The sequence below is a fragment of the Tsuneonella litorea genome (assembly GCF_025154015.1).
Taxonomy (GTDB): Bacteria; Pseudomonadota; Alphaproteobacteria; order Sphingomonadales; family Sphingomonadaceae; genus Tsuneonella; species Tsuneonella litorea.
The window spans coordinates 284,125-299,340 of sequence record NZ_JAOAMV010000002.1; the positions used below are offsets into that span (position 1 = coordinate 284,125).

Here is a 15,216-nt window from a genome sequence, read left to right on the forward strand (position 1 = left end):
AATCGAGTCGGCCGGCGCGGCTATCCCCGTCAGGCGATATACTTCTCGCGCAGTGTATCGCGCAGCCGATCGTCGACGCCGACCTTGTCCTCGAGCCAGCCGTCGAACGATCCGCTCCGTGCGACGGCCGTCGCGTGAAACCGCGCGAGGTAATCCCGGTGCACCTCGAGCAACGCGCGCACCGAGGCATCGTCCATCTTCCGTCCGAGCCGGGCCTCCATCGCCGGCACCGATTGCGCGCGCAGGATGTGCAGTGTCGGCGACTTGTTGGTGAGCAGGAACTCGCGCTCCCGGTCCTCTTCAGAAACGCCCAGGATGTGCAGCAGGATCGTCGCGGCGATGCCGGTGCGGTCCTTGCCCGCAAAGCAATGGACGAGGCTTGCCCCGTCGCGGGTCGCGAGCGCGTGGAGGTATCGCCCGAACATCACCTGCATCGCCGGGTTGTCGGGCATCCGGGTATAGACCGTCATCATCCGCCCGCGCGCATACTCGGCGGTCGTGACATCCGGCCCGATGTCCATGTGCGGCGGGCTCGAACTCGTCTCGCCGTCGTGCGCGACGACCTCGCCAGACCAGCCCTCGTGTCGCCGGCACGGGTTGTTGGTCCGTTCGGTGATCCCCCGAAGGTCGATCACGGTGCGGATGTCGAGCGCAGCCAGCGCGGCAAGGTCCGCGTCGCTTGCGCCGACGTGTTGCCCGGACCGGTAGAGCAGCCCGCGCCGCACCCGTCCCCCGTCGGCCGCATAGCCGCCGTAGTCGCGGAAGTTGTGAATGCCTTCGAACGTGGGGGTGTGGTGATCGCTCATGGCTTCGCCCCTGCCAGCCGCAACGGCCAGCGGCAAGGTCAGTCGACGGCGACCGGCTGGGGGTTGTGCGGACGCAGGATCAGCACGTTGTCCTCGACCCGCCACGATGCAAGCCGCGACAACAGGTTCATGCCGATCACGTTGGTTTCGCCGATATTCGGCGCGATCACCGCATCGAGGCCACCGGCCTTGATGTTGCCGAACCGCAGCGTGTCGATCGTCGTCAGTTCGGCCGAGACCGTTCCGTTGGCGGTCGAGATGCGCACCGGCAAACCGCCCGCGCGAGGACGGAGCCCCGCATGGTCGGCGACCGGTACCGAGACGGCGGTCAGCGTGGCGCCCGTATCGACGAGGAACGGTGCGGCAAAGCCGTTCACTTCGGCGCGGATCCAGAAATGTCCGTCGGGCGCCATCGGCACCCGCGTCTCGCCTCCCGCCACTGTCTGCGGCGGCAGGCCCAGTTCGGGCACCGCGACGTCGAGGCGCGGATCGAAGCGCGAGACCTGCAGCACCACGACGACCAGAATGCCGGCAAGCACCAGCGTGCTGGCGCCCGCGAGCGTGCGCCCGGCGGCCGAGCCGCGCCGCGCGATCGCGCTGCCCACGAAGCTGCCCACGATAGCCGCCACGGTGGCCATCAGCAGCCCCGAGCGCGGCACCTCGCGGATGATGTCGGCCGCTGCGTCAACGATCGCCTTGAAGTCCATCGTAGCCGAGATAGTACCCCCAGAGCGCTTTCGCCACCATGACTAGGGCGCGCTGCGCGGCACCGTCGCATCGGCGAGGATCATCGAGAAGCGATCCTCCGCATCGGTCCAGCGCCGGGCCGGCGTCCAGCCGCCGGCAAGCAGCAGCAGGGTGGAGCTGCGGCGCGAGAACTTGTGGCTGTTCTCGGTGTGGATCGTTTCGCCCTCGCGCATCGTGAAGCGGCGCCCAGCCACCTGGAAAGCGATGTCGCGGGTTGCCTCGAGGTGCATTTCGATCCGCGCGTAATCGTCGTTCCATCGCGCGACATGGCGCAGCGCGTCGAGCGGGATGGTGCCGCCGAGTTCGCGGTTGATCCGCGCGGCGAGATTGCAGTTGAAGCGCGCCGTCACCCCCGCCGCGTCGTCATAGGCCGCCTCGAGCACGGCGGGATCCTTGATAAGGTCCATCCCGATCAGGAGCTGGCTGCCCTCGCCCAGCGTCGCGCGCATGGTGCGCAAGAGGTCGGTGGCGGTACGTGCGACCATGTTGCCGATCGTCGAACCCGGAAAGAAGCCGAGCTTGGGCAGATGTGAAACGGCCTCGGGAAGCTCGACCTTGCGCATGAAGTCGGCCTCGACCGGATGCACGGGCAGCGTGGGAAACTTGGCCGCGAGCGCCTCGGCGGACGCGCGCAGGAAGTCGCCGGCGATGTCGAGCGGGACATAGGCCGCCGGCGCGATCGCATCGAGCAATAGCGGCGCCTTGACCGAACTGCCCGAACCGAACTCGACCACCGCGCGCCCTTCGCCGATGCGCTCGCGAAACTCCGCGCCGCACGAGGACAGGATCTCGGTTTCCGCGCGCGTCGGGTAGTATTCGGGCAGCTGCGTGATATCCTCGAACAGCTCGGACCCGATGTCGTCGTAGAACCAGCGTGCGGGGATCGCCTTCTGCGGCTCGGACAGGCCCTGCAGCACGTCGGCGCGGAAATCCGTCGCGACACCATTCTCGTCGACTTCGACGAGGTTGAGGCTTTCGTTGGTGCGCATCAGTCGTCCTTGGCGAGCCGCAGTCCGGTGAACTGCCAGCGCTGATGAGGGTAGAAGAAGTTGCGATAGCTCGCGCGCGAGTGTCCGCGGACGGTGGCGCAACTCGCCCCGCGCAGGACGACCTGCCCGCTCATGAACTTGCCGTTGTATTCGCCCACCGCGCCCTCGGCGGGGCGGAACCGGGGGTACGGCAGGTATCCCGAGCGGGTGAACTGCCAGCAATCGCCAAACAGCCCGGTCCCGCCGCGCGGGGATGGCGGCGCGGCGCCGTCGAGCTGGTTGCCGCCCGATGGATCTTGCCCCCGCGCGATCGCTTCCCATTCGAACTCGGTCGGCAGGCGCGCGCCAGCCCAGCTCGCGAACGCGTCGGCCTCGAAGTGGGAGATGTGCGTCACCGGCGCGTGGGGGTCGCGCTCCTGCCAGCCGGCATGCGTGAAATCCTCCGTGCCGCGCCAGTAGAGCGGAGCCTCGATGCCCTCCTCCTGCACCCAGGCCCATCCGTCGGAGAGCCAGAGCGAGGCGGTCCGGTAGCCGCCGTCGTCGAGGAATTCCTGCCACTCGGCGTTGGTCACCAATCGGTCGGCGAGCGCGAACGGTTCGAGCAGGACGCGGTGGGCGGGGCCCTCGTTGTCGAACGCGAAACCCGGGCCCTCGTGACCGACACGGGCGATGCCGCCGGGGTGTCGATGCCAGCCGCCCGCGTTTGCAGGACTGGATGCCGCGCCCTCCCCCTTCTCCGCCCACATCGCCGGGCCGAGGGGGTTCTGGAACAGGGCGTGCTTGATGTCCGTCAGCAGCAGTTCCTGGTGCTGTTGCTCGTGCGCGATGCCGAGTTCGATCAGCGGCGCGAGCGCGGGGTCGTCGAGCAGGGGACCCATCGCCGCGGTCACGTGGGCACGCCAGGCAAGGATCTCGTCGACGGTGGGTCGCGAGAGCATCCCGCGCCGCGCGCGCATGAGCCGGTCGCCCTCCGCCTCGTAGTAAGAGTTGAACAGGTACGGCCACTGCTCGCGCCAAAGGCGATATCCGTCGGCGTGGTCGCGCAGCAGGAAGGTCTCCCAGAACCATGTCGTATGCGCGAGGTGCCACTTGGTCGGACTGGCATCCTCCATCGACTGGATCGTCGCATCGGCGTCGGACAGGGGCACGGCGAGCGCCTCGCTCAGCGAACGTGTGCGGAGGAATCTTTCCTGCAGGCCGGGCGTGTCCGCGGCGGCGCGGGTCTCGGGCTGGGGCACGCTGACATCCTCTTGTCGCTTCCAGTCCTGACCCAACATGGCCGAACCGACACCACATGGAAAGACCGGCGTTCGGTTTTCGTTCCCTGGATCCCGAATGCGGGTTGTGCCGCGCTTTCCGAAGCCTCATGCGGTTCGCGAAAGGCAGGTGGGATGATGCGTATCCGGCAAGCGATCATCGAACGGACCGGCGGACCAGAGGTCATCGGCTGGCGCGAGGTCGACCTGAACGACCCCGGTCCAGGCGAGGTCCTGCTGCGGCACGAGGCGATCGGCCTCAACTTCATCGATACCTATCACCGCTCGGGGCTCTACCCGATCGAGCTGCCCGGGACGCTCGGGCTCGAGGCGGCCGGCACGGTCGAAGCCGTCGGCGAAGGCGTCAGCCTGTCGGTCGGCGACCGGGTGGCGACTTTCGGCCCCAACCGGGCCGCCTATGCCGACGCGCAGGTCGCGGCCGAGGCGAGCCTGTTCAAGGTGCCGGACGGCATCCCGCTCGACGTCGCGGCGGCGATTCTGCTCAAGGGCCTAACCACCGAGATGCTCGCCGAACGCGTCGCGCCGCTCGCTCCGGGCAACTGGGCGCTGGTTCACGCGGCGGCGGGCGGTGTCGGGCAATTGCTGGTCCAGTGGCTGGCGGCCCGCGGCGTGCGGGTGATCGCGACCGCCGGCTCCGCGGAAAAGCGGCAACGGGCCGTCGATCTGGGCGCGGAAGTCGCGCTCGACACCGGGGCCGACGACCTGGCGCACCAGGTGCGCGAGGCGACAGGTGGCGCCGGGGTCCGCGCGAGCTACGACGGGGTCGGGAAAGCGACCTGGGATGCCTCGCTCAAGGCGACGGGTCGGCGCGGGATCGTCGCCAGCTTCGGCAACGCCAGCGGCCCCGTGTCCGGCGTGAACCTTGGATCGCTGGCGAGCGCCGGTTCGCTGTTCGTCACGCGTCCGACGCTGTTCGACTACTACCGCGAACCGGATGAGCGCGCGGTGGGAAGCGGCAAGCTGTGGTCGCTGGTCGAACGAGGGAAGCTGACGGTGGAGATCGGCCAGACCTACCCGCTTTCGGAAGTCGCGCAGGCCCACCGTGACCTTGAAGGCCGCAAGACCGTGGGATCGACGATATTGCGACCCTGACCGGTACGGGCGGCGCTGAAAGGCCGCCCTCGCCCGGCAGGCGTTTCCCTAAGCCGCGGCGGCGGGACGGGCCTGCGCCTCGAGGTTGAGCATCTCGGCCAGCAGGAACGCGAGCTCGATCGACTGGGCCGCGTTGAGCCGCGGGTCGCAATGCGTGTGATAGCGGTCGCCGAGCGCCTCGTCGGTGATCGCCACCGCGCCGCCGACGCACTCGGTCACGTCCTGCCCGGTCATCTCGATGTGGATGCCCCCGGCATGGGTCCCTTCGGCGCGGTGCACTGCGAAGAAGCCCTTCACTTCGGACAGGATGCGGTCGAAGGGCCGCGTCTTGTATCCGCTGTCCGACTTGACGACGTTGCCGTGCATCGGGTCGCAGCTCCAGACCACCGGGTGCCCTTCGCGCGCGACGGCGCGAACCAGGCGTGGCAAGCCCGTCTCGACCTTGTCGTGGCCGAACCGGCTGATAAGCGTCATCCGCCCCGCCTCGCGCGCCGGGTTGAGCGTGTCGAGGAGCCGCAGCAGGTCGTCCGGCTCGAGGCTGGGGCCGCACTTCATGCCCAGGGGATTGCCGATCCCGCGCGCGAACTCGATGTGCGCGCTGCCCGGGAATCGCGTCCGGTCGCCGATCCAGACCATGTGCGCGCTGGTGTCGTACCAGTCGCCCGTCAGGCTGTCCTGCCGGGTCAGCGCCTGCTCGTAGGGAAGCAGCAGCGCTTCGTGGCTGGTGTAGAAGGTCGTCCGCTCGAGCTGCGGCAGGGTTTCCGGGTTGACCCCGCAGGCCTCCATGAAGTCGAGCGATTCCCCGATGCGGTCGGCGACGTCCCTGAACTTGTCGGCCCACGGACTGCGGCCCATGAAGTCGAGCGTCCAGCGGTGGACCTGCCGCAGGTTGGCATAGCCGCCGCCCGCAAAGGCGCGCAGCAGGTTCAGCGTCGCGGCGGCCTGCGAATAGGCGCGCACCATCCGCTGGGGGTCGTTGCGCCGCGTATCGGGGTCGAACTCGATCCCGTTGACGTTATCGCCGAAGTAGCTCGGCAGCGTGACCGATCCTTGCGTTTCGGTGTCGGAACTGCGCGGCTTGGCGAACTGTCCGGCCATCCGGCCGACCTTCACCACCGGCCGCTTGCTCGCGAACGTCAGCACGACCGCCATCTGGAGCAGCACGCGAAAGGTATCGCGGATGTTGTTGGGGTGGAATTCGGCGAAACTTTCGGCGCAGTCGCCGCCCTGGAGCAGGAATCCGTGCCCGTTGGCAACATCCGCCAGATCGGCTTTCAGCGCCCGCGCCTCGCCCGCGAAGACCAGCGGCGGATAGCTCGCCAGCGTCTTCTCCGCCTCCGCAAGCGCGGCGGGGTCTTCGTAACGCGGCAAGTGACGCGCTTCGTGCGCCTGCCAGCTTTCGGGGGTCCAGTTGCTTGCCACGGTCATTTCGTCGGTCGTTTCGCGGGAATGCGCTTCTAGGCGCTGGAACACCGAACCGCAAAGCCGGCGCCGGGCCAAGCGCGATAATCTTGGCCCGGCGCAAGCGTGCGTGTCTCGTCAGCGCCCTCCGGGAGCGGGTGCCGCGCCACCAGCGGCCGTGGCCAGCTGCTGACCCTGAGGAATCACCGCAAGGCGGAAAGGCATGCGCGCGGTAAGGTACTTGGCGGCCAGCGCCTGCATCGCCTCGGGCGTCGTCTGGGTATAGTCGTTGAGCAACGAGCGCAGCATGGCGACCCTGCGCGAATCCTCGCTCGCGCCTTCGAGCTGCCAGAGCCAGAAGGTGTTTCCGGTCGATGCCCGGCTGATCGACTGCTTGAGCGGTTCGGTCACGCGGGCAAGCTCATCGGCGGTCACCGGGGTCGAGGCCAGGTCGTGCGCGATCTTGTCGGTTGCGGAAAAGAACGCCGGAACATCCTGCGGCCGGATCATGGCCAGCGCCTTGATCGAGCCGCCGGACGGGACATCCTCGGGCCATTCGTTCGCCACCTGCGGCGAATAGCTCGCGCCGGTCCGTTCGCGCATCTCGTCGAGCAGGCGGTTGTTGAACAGGTCGCTGAGGATCTGGAGCTGGCGCGATTCGCGCAGGCCCGCCACCCCGCCGCCGGTCGGCCAGGCGACCATCGCCGCGGCCTGGTTGGCGTCACCACGGTGGAACAGAACCCGGGGCGCGGTGTCGCTGGCGACGGTGGTCGGGCGCGCCAGCACCTCGGCCGGGATCGGCTCGCGCGGGGACAGTGCGCCGAAGGTGCGCCGGAGCGCCTCGACCGTCGCGTCCTTGTCGAATTCGCCGAACACGAGAACTTCGACCGGCCCCTGCCTGAGCAGCGGTTCCCAGACCCGGCGGAATCCTTCCGGCGTGGCCGCGTCGAGCTGGGCCGGTGTGGGTGTCTCGAAACGCGGGTCATGACCGTAGAGTTCGTAGTCGAGATCGCGCTCGAGCACGCCGTTAGGGCTCGTCGCGTAGCTTTCGTATGCGAGCTTTGCCGCCGCGCGGGCGCGGATCACCGGGTTGGGATCCCAGCGCGGCATCCCCAGCTTCGCGGCGAACAGGTAGAGCTGGTCCGCCAGGTCGGCCGACCGGGTCTGCGCGGCGAAAGTGAAGACCCCGTCGTCGATGCTGAAATCGAAGCCCATCTTGCGCCCCGTCGAGATGCGGTCGAGTTCTTCCTGGCCGAGTTCGCCGACACCCGAACCCACAAGCGCCGCTTCGCCGAGCGAGGCATAGACCGCGTCCTGCGGGCTGAACGCGCGGCGGCCCGATCCGAAGCGGACCTTGACGGTCACCCGCCCCGGCTCGGCGTTGTTGCTCCACAGCAGCGCGGACACGCCGTTGGCGAACTTTACCCGCTCGATCCCGAGCACGCCGAGCGACGCCTGTTCCGCCACGGCGCCCGGCGGGCCGACCGGCGGGAGATCGTCGAAGGACACCGTCTTGGCCGCGAGCCGCGCGCCGCTGTCCGCGCTGACCGGCGCGAGGAGCGCGGTGCGCAGCGCAGCCGGATCAGCCTCCGCTGGGTCCGGCGTGACATAGACCGATCGCGTCACCGCGCCGGTGAACAGGGCACGGGTATGCGCCAGCACGTTCGCCGGGGTGAACTTGTCCTTCATGCCGTTGAAGACCTTGAGCACCGTTTCGGGCGCCGCGACCGTCTCGCGGATATCGACCGCCTGGACGATGTCGTCGGCAAGCTTCGAGCCGGCAAGCACCGCGCGCTGCTCGACCTGGCTGGCGAAGGCGACCTCGAACTCGGCCATCTCGCGGTCGATTTCTTCCTGTGTCGGAGGGGTCGCCAGCGCATCGGCGATTACCGCCCGCACGTCGGCGAGCGCGGCGCGCCAGTCTTCGGTCAGCGGCGCGAAGCTGACGAACGTGGCGTCGGCTGTTCGGCTGACGTCGTCCTGGTTCACCTGCGCGTAGAGGAAGGACCCACCCGCCCGCGCACGGGCCTCGAGGCGCCGGTTGATGATCGATTGCGCCAGCGAATCGAGCAGCAGGCCCTCGTTGTAGACGATGGTATCGTTGACCGGCCGCCAGGGTCGCATGATCGCGTAGGTCAACGTCCGCGGCAGGTCGGGTTCGACGAGAACCTGGGTCTCGCCGACGGGGTTCGCCGGATCGGCCCCGGCGGGCGCGACCGGGTCCCCGAATGCCGGGGGTTCGACGTGCGGCCCGTTGCCCTTCCAGTCGCCGAAGTACCGCTCGACCAGCGCTGCCAGCGCGCGCGGATCGGCATCACCGGCTACCACGATGACGGTATTCTCGGGCCGATACCAGCGGTCGTGGAACGCGCGTACGCTCTGCGGGGTTGCCGCGGTGAGGGTCTCCTCGGTACCGATCGGCAGGCGATTGGCGAGCCGCTGGCCCGCAAAGATCGTCTTGCGGCTTTCCTGCGCCACGCGCTGCGCGGCCGCTGCCTGCTCGCGCTTTTCGGCAAGGACGATCGGCAGGTCCTCGGCAAGCCCCTTGGCCGACAGCGTCGGCTCGCGGATCATGCCCGACAGCAGCTTGAACACCTCGTTGAGCTTGCCCGGGTTCGCCTCGGGCACGTCGAGCTTGTAGACGGTCTGGGTGGGCGTGGTCTCGGCGTTGGTGTCGCTGCCGAACGTGGCGCCGAGCCGCTGGAATGTCGGAATGGCCGCGCCGTTCGCGAGGTACTTGCTTTCCCGGAACGTCATGTGCTCGATCAGGTGCGCGAACCCCTGTTCGTGGTCCTGCTCGTGGATCGAGCCGGCATCGATGCGCACGCGGATCGACACCTGTTCGGGCGGGACGCCGTTCTTGCGGACCGCGTAGCGCAGCCCGTTCGGCATTTCGCCGAACAGCCATTCGGGATCGCGGGGCACGTCGCTGCCGCGATAGATCCAGGGGGTCGCCGATCCGGTCTGCAGGTGACGGGGCGCGGCGACCGCCGACTTCTGCTGCGCCGCGACCGGCGCGGCGAGCATGGCGAGCGGGAGAAGGGGCGCAAGGTGCCGGGCGGCACGCGAAAACAAGCTCATGACAACACGCTATAAGGGACAGCCGGGTGAAGGGATAGTGAATGCGGGAAAGGAAGCTCTCGAGGGCGGGCGGGTTGTCGCAGCGGCGGGGGGGCACTACATCCCGGATATGTTCATCGAAACCGAAACCACCCCCAATCCGGCGACGCTCAAGTTCCTCCCGGGACGCCAGGTCATGCCCGCGGGGACGCGCGAATTCGCCTCCCCCGAAGCCGCCGAGGCCAGCCCGCTCGCCGAGGCGCTGTTCGACACCGGCGAAGTCACCGGGGTGTTCTTCGGCGGCGATTTCGTGTCGGTCACCGCCGCACCGGGCGCCGACTGGTCGCAGCTGAAGCCGCAGGTCGTCGCCGTCCTGCTCGATCACTTCGTCAGCGGCGCACCGCTGTTCGCCGGGGGCGATGCGTCGGGCCTGTCGGTTCCGCCCGAGAACGAAGCGGCTGTCGAAGACGATCCGGCCGATGCCGACATCGTCGCCCAGATCCGGGAACTGCTCGAAACGCGCATCCGGCCGGCCGTGGCGAACGACGGCGGCGACATCGTCTATCGCGGCTATCGCGACGGGGTCGTCCACCTCCAGATGCAGGGCGCCTGTTCGGGCTGCCCGTCCTCCACAGCCACGCTCAAGCACGGGATCGAGGGATTGCTCAAGCACTACATCCCCGAGGTGACCGAAGTTCGCGCAGCCTGAAGGAAATCCATGACCCAGGAGTACCACGACCAGCCGCTGCCCGCGGCGGCGCTCGACCAGATCTTCCGCGAGGCGCGGACCTACAACGGCTGGCTCGACAAGCCTGTCAGCGACGAGCAGGTTCACGCGATCTACGAACTGATGAAGATGGGGCCGACTTCGGCCAACATGCAGCCCGCGCGGATCGTGTGGGCCAAGTCGGACGAGGCGAAGCAGGCGCTGGCCGATCGCTGCTCGGAAAAGAACGCCCCCAAGATACTCGCCGCGCCGGTCACCGCGATCATCGGCTACGACATCGATTTCCACGAGGAACTGCCCTGGCTCTTTCCGCACACCGACGCGAAGAGCTGGTTCGAAGGGGACGAGGAAGGGCGCAAGCAGGGCGCGTTTCGCAATTCGTCGCTGCAGGGTGCCTATTTCATCATCGCCGCGCGCGCGCTGGGCCTCGACACGGGGCCAATGTCGGGGTTCGACAACGCGGCGGTCGACAAGCATTTCTTCGTCGATCAGCCGCGGGTGCGTTCGAACTTCATCTGTTCGGTGGGCTACGGCGACCCGACCTCGATCTTCGAGCGCAGCCCGCGCCCCGAATTCGACAAGTTCAATCGCGTAATCTGATCGCCGGCGCTTGCGCGCCCCGGCACAATGGGGTTGGGTCGCATGATGCGGACCTTGGCGATCGAATGCGCGACGGAAGCCTGCTCGGTCGCCCTGTTCGAGGGTGACGATCTCCTCGCCGGGGACCATCGCGTCCTCGGCCGGGGTCATGCAGAACACCTCGTCCCGATGATAGCCGCGCTGCCGGACAAGGGCCGTGCAGCGCGGATCCTCGTGTCGAGAGGGCCGGGCAGTTTCACCGGCGTCCGGATTGGCCTGGCAGTTGCCGGATCGCTGGCCGTGGCCTGGAAGGCGCCGGTGCGCGGTTACCCGACGCTCTCGCTGGTCGGCGCCATGGCACTCGAGGAGATGGACGGCGCAGACATCACCGTGTGCATGGCCGGCGGGCACGGGGAGTGGTTCGTCCAGGACTTCGCGGCAGGAGGCGTTCCGCTCACCCCGCTGGCCTCGCTCGATCCGGCGGCGGCCGCGGTCCGCGGAGCATCGCGGCAGATCGCCGGATCGCGCGCATCCGATCTCGCGGCGCTGCTGGAAGGCGATCACCGCGCGCTTTCACTGCTGCCCGACGCCCGCCGGGTGAACGCCCTGGCCGAAGGCGTGACGGGAGGCGACACCTCTCCGCTTTACGGCCGCGGGCCCGACGCCCGGCTCCCGGCATGACGCCTCCGCCCGAGGACGATCTCGACCGGATGATGGCGGTCATGGAGCGCGCCTTCGACCCTGCCTGGGGCGAGGCGTGGAACCGCCGGCAGGTGTCGGATTCGCTCGCTTTCGCGCACACGCATTACCGGCTCGCAGGGGTCGACGGGGCCGTTCCCGCACACGGCCAGCCGGCGGCCGGATTCACGCTCGTTCGCGCGGCTCCCGGCGAAGAGGAATTGCTGCTCGTCGCGGTGATTCCGACAGCCCGCGGGCGCGGCCTCGGCACCTTGCTGATCAGCCAGGCCATCGAGGATGCCCGCGCGCGCCATGCCGAACGCCTGTTTCTCGAAGCTCGTCACAACAACCCCGCGATCGGACTCTATCGCAAGTTGGGATTCGAACCGGTCGGCAGCCGCCGGGACTATTATCGCACTCCAGATGGTTCAAAACTCGATGCAATTACCTTCGCTTATCGAATTTGATCGGGCCTTTTGTAAAAAATCGTGAGAATACAGCGCATCAACCTGGGCTCCATCTTGTTTTGCCACTGGAATAATGCTTAGGTGAGCGAACGCAGGGAGTTGGGTCGGAAATCCTGCGCACTATCGATCGCACGAGGTGAAAATGGAAAATATTGATACCGACATGTCGGAAACGTTGATTACGCTCACGTCCGACATCGTGGCGGCTCATGTCAGCAACAATAATGTCGCCGTAGAAGACGTGCCGGCCCTGATCACGACTGTATACGGCGCACTCTCCGGTCTTGGCGGCGGCGCCGCGGAGGAAGAAGAAAAGCCCGAACCGGCAGTATCCATTCGTTCTTCGGTGAAGAAGGATCATCTCGTCTGCCTTGAAGACGGCAAGAAGATGAAGATGCTCAAGCGCCATCTGATGACCGAACACGGAATGACGCCCGACGAATACCGCCAGCGCTGGGGCCTGGGATCGGATTATCCGATGGTCGCGCCCGATTATGCGGAAACCCGCCGCGATCTTGCCAAGAAGATCGGCCTGGGCCGCAATCCCACCCAGAAGCGCGGACGTCGCAAGAAATCCGCCTGACACTTGGCAGTTGCGCCCCGCAGCCCTAGGTTGCGGGGCGACGACTTCACGCGGAGCCAGGCTTGCACCAGACCATCGATCTCGAGGCGCTCTGCGCCGAACGCGGCCTCCGGATAACCGAGCAGCGCCGGGTCATCGCGCAGGTGCTGTCCAACAGCGAGGATCACCCCGACGTCGAACAGGTGCACAAGCGCGCTGCCGAGATCGACCCGGGCATCTCGATTGCCACCGTGTACCGCACGGTCCGCCTCTTCGAGGAGGCCGGCATCCTCGACCGCCACGATTTCGGGGACGGCCGCGCGCGCTACGAGGCCGCGCCCGAGGCGCATCACGATCACCTGATCGACGTCGAAACCGGCAAGGTGGTCGAGTTCGTCGATCCCGAGCTCGAGGCGCTCCAGCGCCAGATCGCCGAGAAGCTGGGCTACCGGCTCGTCGATCACCGGATGGAACTCTACGGTGTCCGGATCGACCGCGACGGCTGACGAAGCCGGCTTGCGCGAAGCCGCCGCCCGCGGCGAAACGACCCCGATCCCGCTCGCCGGAAAACTGCGCATCATTGTGCGGCTGGCCGCGATCGTCGCGATCCTCGCGATCCTGGTGCCGCTGCACTTCATCTTCCGGGTCTTCGCGTACGGGTCGCCCTTCCCCATGTTGTTCCTGCGGTGGACCGCGAGGATCGTCGGCGCGCGGGTCCAGACGATCGGCACGCCGCTGCGGCGCGACGTCTTCTTCATCGCCAATCATGTGTCGTGGATCGACATTCTCGCGCTTGCCGGGGCGAGCGGGACGGCGTTCGTCGCCAAGCACGAACTCAGCCAGGTGCCGGTGATCGGTTGGCTGTGCGGCCTCAACCGCACGGTCTACGTTCAGCGAGAGAACCGGCTCGGCGTGGCCGAACAGATCAACGCCCTGCGCGAGGCGCTGGCCGACAACTGGTCGGTCACCGTCTTTCCCGAGGGCACCACGACCGACAACCAGAGCCTGCTGCCGTTCAAGACCAGCATGCTGAGCGTGCTCGAACCCCCGCCGCCGGGCGTGCTCGTCCAACCTGTGCTGCTGGATTACGGCGCGATCGGCGAGTGGATCGGCTGGATCGGCGACGAGAGCGGACTCAACAATGCAAGGCGCGTGATGGCGCGCAAGGGGACCTTCGCGGTGCGGATCCACTTCCTCGAGCCCTTCAGCCCGGAGGACTTCCACGGGCGCAAGGCGATCGGCGCCCGCGCCCGCGCCGCGATCGAAGCCGCGCTGCTCACCGCGCTGGGCAAGCCGCTGCGCACGTTCCGCCACGACGTGGTTCCGGTGCGCTACAACGCCCCGCTCGACCCGGACACGCGTTGATCCGCATTCCGTCGAGCCGCGGGGTTTTGCCGCGGACGCGAAAGTCGCTATAGGGCCGCGCCCATGCGCATCACTCCGCCCCCCAGGACCTTCCGGGTCAAGAGCTTCGGCTGCCAGATGAACGTCTACGACGGTGAGCGGATGGGCGAACTGCTTTCCGCGCAGGGCATCGCGCCCGCGCCCGAGGGTGAGGACGCCGACCTCGTCGTTCTCAACACCTGCCACATCCGCGAAAAGGCGTCCGAGAAAGTCTATTCGGACATCGGCCGGATCGTGAAGTCGGGAGAGCAGGCCGGCAGGAAGCCGCTGATCGCGGTCGCCGGCTGCGTGGCGCAGGCCGAAGGCGAAGAGATCATGGCGCGCGCGCCCGCGGTCAGCATGGTGGTCGGCCCCCAGGCCTACCACCATTTGCCGGAAATGCTCGCGAAGGCCGCGCGAGGCGAGCGGACGACCGATACCGACATGCCCGCGATCGCCAAGTTCGACAGCCTTCCGGCGCGTAGGCGGATCGGACCGAGCGCCTTCCTGACGGTTCAGGAAGGGTGCGACAAGTTCTGCACCTATTGTGTCGTGCCCTATACGCGCGGCGCAGAAATATCACGCCCATTCAACGATTTGACGGCGGAAGCTGAAAGGCTGGTTGAAGCCGGCGCGCGCGAGATCACCCTGCTCGGGCAGAACGTGAACGCGTGGAGCGGAACCGACGACAAGGGGCGCGCGATCGGCCTCGATGGCCTCATCCGCGCGCTCGCCGAGCTGCCCGGCCTTGCCCGCATCCGCTACACCACGAGCCATCCTTCGGACGTGACCGACGGGTTGATCGCCGCGCACGGCGAGGTCGAAAAGCTGATGCCGTTCCTGCACCTGCCGGTGCAGAGCGGCTCGGACCGGGTGCTGAAGGCGATGAACCGCAGCCATACCGCGGGCGAATACCTGCGCCTGCTCGACCGATTCCGGGCAGCCCGGCCCGACATCGCCATCTCGGGCGATTTCATCGTCGGTTTCCCGGGCGAGACCGACGCCGAGTTCGAGGACACGCTGCGCCTCGTCGATGCGGTGGGATATGCACAGTGCTTCAGCTTCAAGTACTCGCCCCGCCCCGGCACGCCCGCGGCGACGATGGAAGGGCAGGTAGCACCCGAGATCATGGACGAGCGGCTTCAGCGCCTCCAGGCCGCGCTTAACCGCGACCAGGCGGCTTTCAACGCCGCGTCGGTGGGCAGGCGCTGCGCCGTCCTCGTCGAACGCAAGGGCAAGAAGGCGGGTCAGTGGCTCGGCAAGTCGCCCTGGTTGCAGTCGGTCTGGTTCGAAGGGGACCATGCGATCGGCGACCTCGTCGAGGTGGACCTGGTCGAAGCCGGCCCCAATTCGCTCGCCGCGCGGGTCGTGGAGCGCGTCGCGGCCTGAGGTTTTCCACCACCGCGCGCGACGCTGCGCCTTGCCTATCGGCGCCGGCGACCACATCT

15 protein-coding genes are annotated in these 15,216 nt (G+C 67.8%); 9 read left to right on the plus strand and 6 right to left on the minus strand.

What is annotated here, in order from left to right; genetic code table 11:
* Window positions 1-29 precede the first annotated feature (29 nt).
* From N0B51_RS04805 to egtB, 4 genes are read right to left on the minus strand one after another with little or no spacing between them, the layout of a single operon-like run.
* Window positions 30-806: a tyrosine-protein phosphatase gene (locus N0B51_RS04805; protein WP_259961107.1), complete on the minus strand. Its 777-nt coding sequence runs from the start codon at window positions 804-806 to the stop codon at window positions 30-32.
* Window positions 807-844: 38 nt separating this feature from the next.
* Window positions 845-1,513, minus strand: coding sequence for a retropepsin-like aspartic protease family protein (locus tag N0B51_RS04810; protein WP_259961108.1), 669 nt, complete (start codon window positions 1,511-1,513; stop codon window positions 845-847).
* 42 nt (window positions 1,514-1,555) lie between these two features.
* A complete protein-coding gene (gene egtD / locus N0B51_RS04815; protein WP_259961109.1) occupies window positions 1,556-2,542 on the minus strand; it encodes an L-histidine N(alpha)-methyltransferase in 987 nt (328 codons plus the stop codon).
* Complete coding sequence (egtB, locus tag N0B51_RS04820; protein ID WP_375545929.1) at window positions 2,542-3,819, minus strand: ergothioneine biosynthesis protein EgtB; 1,278 nt, start codon at window positions 3,817-3,819, stop codon at window positions 2,542-2,544. The genes egtD and egtB overlap by 1 nt, the downstream gene beginning before the upstream one ends.
* A 114-nt stretch (window positions 3,820-3,933) precedes the next feature.
* Here egtB and N0B51_RS04825 point away from each other — a divergent pair, with 114 nt between their 5' ends.
* Entirely contained in the window at window positions 3,934-4,911 is a 978-nt protein-coding gene (locus N0B51_RS04825) for a quinone oxidoreductase family protein (RefSeq protein ID WP_311201826.1), read from the plus strand.
* A 48-nt stretch (window positions 4,912-4,959) separates the two neighbouring features.
* Here the strand turns inward: N0B51_RS04825 and N0B51_RS04830 are convergent, their stop codons facing one another.
* Both N0B51_RS04830 and N0B51_RS04835 read right to left on the minus strand, forming a co-directional pair.
* Entirely contained in the window at window positions 4,960-6,333 is a 1,374-nt protein-coding gene (locus N0B51_RS04830; RefSeq protein ID WP_259961474.1) for a class II 3-deoxy-7-phosphoheptulonate synthase, read from the minus strand.
* A 117-nt stretch (window positions 6,334-6,450) separates the two neighbouring features.
* A complete protein-coding gene (locus N0B51_RS04835) occupies window positions 6,451-9,393 on the minus strand; it encodes a M16 family metallopeptidase (RefSeq protein WP_259961111.1) in 2,943 nt (980 codons plus the stop codon).
* Window positions 9,394-9,502: 109 nt separating this feature from the next.
* Between N0B51_RS04835 and N0B51_RS04840 the strand changes: the two genes are divergently transcribed.
* From N0B51_RS04840 to miaB, 8 genes are all read left to right on the plus strand, one after another.
* Window positions 9,503-10,081: a NifU family protein gene (locus N0B51_RS04840; protein WP_259961112.1), complete on the plus strand. Its 579-nt coding sequence runs from the start codon at window positions 9,503-9,505 to the stop codon at window positions 10,079-10,081.
* Between the two features lie 9 nt (window positions 10,082-10,090).
* The gene (locus N0B51_RS04845) at window positions 10,091-10,699 is read left to right on the plus strand and encodes a malonic semialdehyde reductase (RefSeq protein ID WP_259961113.1); all 609 of its coding nucleotides are present in this window, start codon (window positions 10,091-10,093) and stop codon (window positions 10,697-10,699) included.
* A 42-nt stretch (window positions 10,700-10,741) separates the two neighbouring features.
* Entirely contained in the window at window positions 10,742-11,359 is a 618-nt protein-coding gene (tsaB, locus tag N0B51_RS04850) for a tRNA (adenosine(37)-N6)-threonylcarbamoyltransferase complex dimerization subunit type 1 TsaB (protein WP_311201827.1), read from the plus strand.
* Window positions 11,356-11,823, plus strand: a complete 468-nt coding sequence (locus N0B51_RS04855; RefSeq protein ID WP_259961114.1) for a GNAT family N-acetyltransferase — start codon at window positions 11,356-11,358, stop codon at window positions 11,821-11,823. The genes tsaB and N0B51_RS04855 overlap by 4 nt, the downstream gene beginning before the upstream one ends.
* Before the next feature lie 142 nt (window positions 11,824-11,965).
* On the plus strand, window positions 11,966-12,406 hold the full coding sequence (locus N0B51_RS04860) for a Ros/MucR family transcriptional regulator (protein ID WP_259961115.1): 441 nt from the start codon (window positions 11,966-11,968) through the stop codon (window positions 12,404-12,406).
* Between the two features lie 62 nt (window positions 12,407-12,468).
* Window positions 12,469-12,891, plus strand: coding sequence for a Fur family transcriptional regulator (locus N0B51_RS04865; protein WP_259961116.1), 423 nt, complete (start codon window positions 12,469-12,471; stop codon window positions 12,889-12,891).
* A complete protein-coding gene (locus N0B51_RS04870; RefSeq protein WP_259961117.1) occupies window positions 12,866-13,750 on the plus strand; it encodes a lysophospholipid acyltransferase family protein in 885 nt (294 codons plus the stop codon). Before N0B51_RS04865 ends, N0B51_RS04870 begins: the two co-directional genes overlap by 26 nt.
* 63 nt (window positions 13,751-13,813) lie before the next feature.
* Complete coding sequence (miaB, locus tag N0B51_RS04875; RefSeq protein ID WP_259961118.1) at window positions 13,814-15,157, plus strand: tRNA (N6-isopentenyl adenosine(37)-C2)-methylthiotransferase MiaB; 1,344 nt, start codon at window positions 13,814-13,816, stop codon at window positions 15,155-15,157.
* The last annotated feature ends 59 nt before the right edge of the window (window positions 15,158-15,216 follow it).

Excerpts from the sequence above, each read along its gene's own strand:
- N0B51_RS04860 (WP_259961115.1), top strand. The coding sequence starts at position 11,966 with ATGGAAAATATTGATACCGACATGTCGGAAACGTTGATTACGCTCACG.
- N0B51_RS04840 (WP_259961112.1), top strand. The coding sequence starts at position 9,503 with ATGTTCATCGAAACCGAAACCACCCCCAATCCGGCGACGCTCAAGTTC.
- N0B51_RS04810 (WP_259961108.1), bottom strand. The coding sequence starts at position 1,513 with ATGGACTTCAAGGCGATCGTTGACGCAGCGGCCGACATCATCCGCGAG.
- N0B51_RS04845 (WP_259961113.1), top strand. The coding sequence starts at position 10,091 with ATGACCCAGGAGTACCACGACCAGCCGCTGCCCGCGGCGGCGCTCGAC.
- N0B51_RS04835 (WP_259961111.1), bottom strand. The coding sequence starts at position 9,393 with ATGAGCTTGTTTTCGCGTGCCGCCCGGCACCTTGCGCCCCTTCTCCCG.
- tsaB (WP_311201827.1), top strand. The coding sequence starts at position 10,742 with ATGATGCGGACCTTGGCGATCGAATGCGCGACGGAAGCCTGCTCGGTC.
- egtD (WP_259961109.1), bottom strand. The coding sequence starts at position 2,542 with ATGCGCACCAACGAAAGCCTCAACCTCGTCGAAGTCGACGAGAATGGT.
- N0B51_RS04825 (WP_311201826.1), top strand. The coding sequence starts at position 3,934 with ATGATGCGTATCCGGCAAGCGATCATCGAACGGACCGGCGGACCAGAG.
- N0B51_RS04855 (WP_259961114.1), top strand. The coding sequence starts at position 11,356 with ATGACGCCTCCGCCCGAGGACGATCTCGACCGGATGATGGCGGTCATG.
- egtB (WP_375545929.1), bottom strand. The coding sequence starts at position 3,819 with ATGTTGGGTCAGGACTGGAAGCGACAAGAGGATGTCAGCGTGCCCCAG.
- N0B51_RS04805 (WP_259961107.1), bottom strand. The coding sequence starts at position 806 with ATGAGCGATCACCACACCCCCACGTTCGAAGGCATTCACAACTTCCGC.
- miaB (WP_259961118.1), top strand. The coding sequence starts at position 13,814 with ATGCGCATCACTCCGCCCCCCAGGACCTTCCGGGTCAAGAGCTTCGGC.